General features: G+C 64.2%; 6 protein-coding genes. 4 read left to right on the forward strand and 2 right to left on the reverse strand.

Annotation, left to right across the window (positions count from 1 at the left end):
- On the forward strand, positions 1-1,085 hold a 1,085-nt coding region (locus EN991_RS21870; RefSeq protein ID WP_245461036.1), incomplete at its 5' end, for an OB-fold nucleic acid binding domain-containing protein.
- A gap of 67 nt (positions 1,086-1,152) precedes the next feature.
- The gene (locus tag EN991_RS21875) at positions 1,153-1,956 is read left to right on the forward strand and encodes a potassium channel family protein (protein ID WP_027161463.1); all 804 of its coding nucleotides are present in this window, start codon (positions 1,153-1,155) and stop codon (positions 1,954-1,956) included.
- Positions 1,957-1,968: 12 nt separating this feature from the next.
- On the opposite strand, the gene EN991_RS21880 is transcribed toward EN991_RS21875, so the two are convergent.
- Positions 1,969-2,850 (reverse strand): DMT family transporter, encoded by an 882-nt coding sequence (locus tag EN991_RS21880; RefSeq protein WP_013531939.1) that lies wholly within the window; start codon positions 2,848-2,850, stop codon positions 1,969-1,971.
- Positions 2,851-3,048: 198 nt separating this feature from the next.
- On the opposite strand from EN991_RS21880, the gene EN991_RS21885 reads away from it, so the two are divergent.
- Entirely contained in the window at positions 3,049-3,555 is a 507-nt protein-coding gene (locus EN991_RS21885) for a hypothetical protein (RefSeq protein WP_127369529.1), read from the forward strand.
- On the opposite strand, the gene EN991_RS21890 is transcribed toward EN991_RS21885, so the two are convergent.
- Entirely contained in the window at positions 3,552-4,880 is a 1,329-nt protein-coding gene (locus tag EN991_RS21890) for a DNA polymerase IV (protein ID WP_027161464.1), read from the reverse strand. The genes EN991_RS21885 and EN991_RS21890 overlap by 4 nt on opposite strands.
- Before the next feature lie 65 nt (positions 4,881-4,945).
- Between EN991_RS21890 and EN991_RS21895 the strand changes: the two genes are divergently transcribed.
- Positions 4,946-5,413 (forward strand): GNAT family N-acetyltransferase (locus EN991_RS21895; RefSeq protein WP_164769265.1); only part of this gene is annotated, 468 nt, incomplete at its 3' end.

Here is a 5,413-nt window from a genome sequence, read left to right on the forward strand (position 1 = left end):
CGCTCGACATGGGCAACACCGACAAGCTCGCCGATTTCCGCCAGGACGCGCTGCGCCTCGGCATCGAGGTTCTCGCGCCGTCGGTGACATCGAGCTTTCGCCCCTTCGAGGTCGGCGAGAACCGCATCTACTATTCGCTGGCAGCGCTCAAGGGCGTCGGCGACGCGGCGGTCGAGCACATCGTTGCCCAGCGTGGCGAAAAGCCGTTCAAGAACCTCGCCGATTTCTGCGAGCGGGTCGATCCCAAGATCGTCGGCAAGCGCGTCTTCGAAAGCCTGATCATGGCCGGCGCGCTCGACTGCTTCGGCCACGACCGCGCGTCGATGATGGCGGGCGTGGAGCGCATGATGGGGCTGGCGTCGCTGGCGCAGCAGAACGCGGTTTCCGGACAGCACGACATCTTCGGCGCCTCGCTCGGCGCCCAGTCGCAGGCACTCAATCTGCCGGCGACAGAGCCGTGGCTCGCCGCCGACCGGCTGCCCCGTGAATTCCAGGTGGTCGGCTTTTACCTCTCGGCCCACCCGCTCGACGAGTACAAGGCGGCCCTGCAGAAGATGCGGGTGCAAACGTGGGCCGAGTTCTCGGCGGCCGTCAAACGCGGTGCCGCCGCCGGCCGCCTGGCCGGCACGGTGACATCCAAGCAGGAACGCAAGACGCGCACCGGCAACAAGATGGGCGTCATCGCCTTTTCGGATACGTCAGGCCAGTACGAAGCCGTGCTGTTTTCGGAAGGACTGGCACAGTATCGCGACCTGCTCGAGGCCGGCCGCTCCGTCGTCATCACCGTTGCGGCCGAGGACAGGCCGGAAGGCGTCAATCTGCGCATCAACTCGGTGCAGTCGCTGGAGGATGAGGCAAGTCGCATCCAGAAGGCGCTGCGTATCTTCGTGCGCAACGCCACGCCGATCAACACGCTGGCCGGCCAACTGACCGTCAGGGGCGAAGGCCAGGTCAGTTTCGTGCTGATCAAGGAAGAAGGCGAGGGGGAAATCGAGATAGAGCTGCCGAACCGCTACCGTATCTCGCCGCAGATCGCCTCGGCGATGCGCGCGGTGCCGGGCGTGGTCGAAGTGGAATTGGTGTGACCCCCGCTCTTTTCGGGGCGCGGCAATCAGCCGGGCGGTCGCTGCGGCCAACGCCGGCGCAGTCAGCATGAAGCCGGCGCAGAGGAATGGGTCGCAGGCGGTTTCGGTCTTGGCGCGGCTGCGTGACCGGTTGCGCAGGCTTTATCATGGGCGCACGCCGGCCGCTTTCCGGTTCCAACTGGTGGCCGTCGTCATCGACCTCGCCATCATCGCCTTCTTCATCGCGACGCCGGTTCTCCAGGACAAGCCGTCATTCCTCTGGCTCGACTATTCGGCGGCCGCGCTGGTTGCCGCGGACCTCGCTGCCCGCCTGCTTGCCTCCAAGAACATGCTGCGGCTGATGAAGCAGCCGACGTCGTGGGTCGATGTCTTCATCCTCTTGACGCTGCTGATGCCAACGGCGTTCGCCAATCTCGCCTTCCTGCGCATCCTGCGGCTGTGGTCGCTGTCACGCAGCGGTTCGCTCTGGCGGCATTTCGAGATGCGAGGACTGCGGCCGTGGCGAGAGGCCAGCCACGCGGTCATCAACCTTTTGACCTTCCTGTTCGTCATCACCGGCTTCGTCTACACGTTCTTCTTTCGCACTGGCGCTGGCCTGGAAAACTATATCGACGCGCTTTATTTCACTGTCGCCACGGTGACGACGACCGGCTTCGGCGACATCGTGCTGCCGGGCATGGCCGGCAAGCTGACGGCAATCGTCACCATGATCATCGGCATATCGCTGTTTGTCAGACTGGCTCAGGCGATCTTCCGGCCAGCCAAGGTGTTGTTTCCCTGTCCGCAGTGCGGCTTGCGGCGGCACGAGCCGGACGCCGTCCATTGCAAGGCCTGCGGCCATCTTCTCAACATACCCGACGAAGGGAACTGACGGCCGGCGGGACTACGACGCCGCCACTTCGGCCGGCTTTATCTGCCTGCGCTGCAGATTGAGCAGATTGCCCATCAGGATCAGCAGCGCGCCGCCGGCGGTGAAGGCGTCGATCTGCTCGCTATAGAGCAGCCAGCCGATCAGTGCCGATAGCGGCACGCGTAGAAAATCCATCGGCGAGACGATGGTCGCGTCGGCATAGCCAAGCGCGCGGGCCATGCAGAAATGCGACGACATGCCGGTGAAGGCGATCAGCACGATCCATGGCCATAGCTCCAGTGGCGGGTTGCGCCACGTATAGAGCGCCGGGATGAGACCGACCACCGACTGGACAATCAGCATCCAGCAGATGATGCGTACGACGCTGTCCGTCCGGGTCAGCGACTTGACGGTGACCACCGAGATGCCGAAGCAGGCCGCGGCGCCCAGCACGACGAGATGTCCAGGATCGACCGAGCCGACACCGGGGCGCACGATGATCACCACGCCGATCAGCCCCAGCGCGATCGCTGCCAACTTGGGCCGGTTCAGCCTTTCGCCCAGAAAGATCACCGCCAGGATAGCTGTCCAGATCGGAGTGGTGAATTCGATCGAGATCAACACGGCCAGCGGAATCAAGGTGAGGGCGTAGAGCCATGCCGCCTGGCCCGTGTAATGGATGACGTTGCGGGCGATATGGGCAACCGGGCGCTGCGTGCGCATGGCTTGAAAGCCGCCACTCATCATCACCAGCGGCAGCAGGATGAAGAAGCCGATCACGGAGCGCAACTCCAGCACTTGGAAGACGTTGAGCTCCGCTGTCGTGGCCCGGCCGGCGACCGTCATGCCAAGGAACGAGGCGATAGACAGCGCCATCCAGAACGCGGCCTTGGGGATCGAGGGGGTGGGTGCCATTCGCGCTATGTCGCAGGCCAGCACCTCTGCCGCAACCGCTAGCCAAGGCATTCTTCTGGGCCAGTCGCGACTGGCCCGATGTTGTAAAACAGTCATGTGGCGGACGGAACCTGAAACGGTAGGTGGCGTTGAGTCCCGATGGTCAGCCGTGCTCGTGGACCGCCCCGCCTTTTTTCGAAAACGACAAGGAGAGCTTCGATGAGATCCTTCGCGCAATTCGCGCTTACCGGCGGTCTATTGGTTGCGGCAGGCGCAGCACATGCCGACGAGACCCAATTTCTTCAGTCGTTCAAGGGCAATTTCGCCGGCAAGGGCACTGTCCAGGTAACCACGGATGCTCCGAACGTCACCGTATCGTGCAGCTTCAAGTCGAATGCGACCTCAACCTCGCTATCGCTGGATGGAAATTGCCGCGGTCTCATTGTGGTGTCGCGGGCCATCAGCGCCAATCTGAAAGTTACAGGTGCCAAATACAGCGGCACCTATGTTGGCTCTCGCACGGGACCGGCGCAACTCAACGGCCGCCGTTCGGGCAATGCGATCAACCTGGGCATTCGCTGGGCCAAGGAGGTCAATGGCGACCGAAGGGCGCAGATGAAGGTCGAGAAACGCGGCGAGAACGGCATGCGGCTGACCGTCATCGACACCGACCCGAAAACCGGCAAGAGCGTGGTGACGAGCAGGATAGACTTGCAGCGCACCTAGTCCTCGAGCGGCTCCGGAGGATGGGCATCGCGGCCCTTGCCGAATGTGTAGCCGGTTTCCACCGCCTTGCGGCCGAACTTGTCGCGCAAGGCATCGATGGCGCCTTCAGCCATGGCGCGCTTGCGCGACTGGATGTCGACCAGATCGGGCGGGTCGGCCTTGTCGTCGTCCGAGAGGTCGCTGACGCCGATGCCGAGCAGCCGATACTTCGTGCCGTCGGTTTCCTTGCGCAGAAGCTCCACCCCAGTCTGAAAGATGCGGTCGGCGAGCCGGGTCGGGTCGCCGAGCTGGCGATTGCGCGTGCGCAGCTTGAAATCCTGGCTCTTCAGTTTCAGCACCACGGTGCGCCCGGCAATGCCTGACTTTTTCAGCCGTGCCGAAACCTTTTCCGAAAGCCCCCTCAGCACCGCCACCAGCTCTTCCAGCGACGCGATGTCGGTATCGAAGGTGGTTTCGGCCGATACGCTCTTGGCATCCTGATCGGGATCGACGCGGCGGACATCCTCGCCGCGCGAAAGGTGGTAGAGCCGGTCGCCCATCGTGCCGTAGCGGCGCATGAGATCGCCGCGATCCATCTGCTGCAGCTGGCCGATGGTGCGGATGCCGTCACGCTCCAGCGTTGCGTTGAACGCCTTGCCGACGCCCCAGATCATGGTCACCGGCTGCGCCGCCAGGAAGCCGACCGCCTCGGCTTCGCCGATGACCGAGAAGCCGCGCGGTTTACGGAAGTCCGACGCTATCTTGGCGAGGAACTTGCAGTAGGACAGGCCGGCCGAAACGGTGATGCCGATCTCCTTCTCGACCGCCAGCGCAAAGCGCGCCAGCACCACAGCGGGTGGCAGGCCGTGCAGCCGTTCGGTGCCGGCGAGGTCGAGAAACGCCTCGTCGATCGACAGCGGCTCGACCAGCGGCGTCAGCGCCTGCATCATGGCGCGCACCTCGCGGCCGACGCGGACGTATTTTTCCATGTTGGGGCTGATGACCACCGCCTCCGGGCAGGCTTCGAGCGCCTTGAACATCGGCATGGCCGAGCGCACGCCCTGGATGCGGGCGATGTAGCATGCGGTGGAGACGACGCCGCGCTTGCCGCCGCCGATGATCAGCGGCTTGTCCTTGAGCGCCGGATTGTCGCGCTTTTCGATTGCCGCATAGAAGGCGTCGCAATCGATATGGGCCAGATGCAGCCGGTAAAGCTCGGGATGACGCGCAAGCCGGGGGCTGCCGCAGCGCTCGCAGCGGCGCGTCTGGCTGCGCTGAAGCATCAGGCAGTCGCGGCAAAAACCGTGATCGGGATTGTTGACAGGGGCCGCCATCGCTGCGAACATAAAGAGAACAGAGGCAATGGTACGACAGTGCAAGGCCAGCGACAAGGCTGGCCTGGGGAGAACGCATGAGCACGACCATAGCGCCGCTTGCGCCCGAGCTTTGGGCTGAATTCGAGGACCTCTTCGGCAAGCAAGGTGCCTGCTACGGCTGCTGGTGCACGCATTTCCGGCTGGCGCCGGCGATGCGCCGCGAGAGCAGCCGGGAACGCAACAAGGACCACATCAAGGCGCGCATCGAGGCCGGCCCGCCGCCGGGCCTGCTGGCATTCGAGGACGGTCAGGCGGTTGGCTGGATGCAGATCGGACCGCGCGCCGACGTGCCCGAATGGAACAACCAGGGCAGGGGGTCGGCACCGGTCGATCCTGCCGACGCCACGGATCCGGCCGTCTGGGCGATCTCCTGCTTTTTCATCCGCGGCAAGGCGCGCGGCAGGGGCATCACGCATCGCCTCGTCGAAGGCGGCATCGATTTTGCCCGCCAGAACGGTGCACGGCTGCTCGAGGCTTGTCCGATAGATCTGTCTCGCGATTCG

Source organism: Mesorhizobium sp. M7A.F.Ca.US.005.03.2.1 (assembly GCF_003997795.1).
In the GTDB taxonomy this organism is placed as follows: Bacteria; Pseudomonadota; Alphaproteobacteria; order Rhizobiales; family Rhizobiaceae; genus Mesorhizobium; species Mesorhizobium ciceri.

Coding starts and splice junctions, on each gene's coding strand:
- EN991_RS21885 (WP_127369529.1), top strand. CDS start 3,049: ATGAGATCCTTCGCGCAATTCGCGCTTACCGGCGGTCTATTGGTTGCG.
- EN991_RS21890 (WP_027161464.1), bottom strand. CDS start 4,880: ATGTTCGCAGCGATGGCGGCCCCTGTCAACAATCCCGATCACGGTTTT.
- EN991_RS21880 (WP_013531939.1), bottom strand. CDS start 2,850: ATGGCACCCACCCCCTCGATCCCCAAGGCCGCGTTCTGGATGGCGCTG.
- EN991_RS21875 (WP_027161463.1), top strand. CDS start 1,153: ATGAAGCCGGCGCAGAGGAATGGGTCGCAGGCGGTTTCGGTCTTGGCG.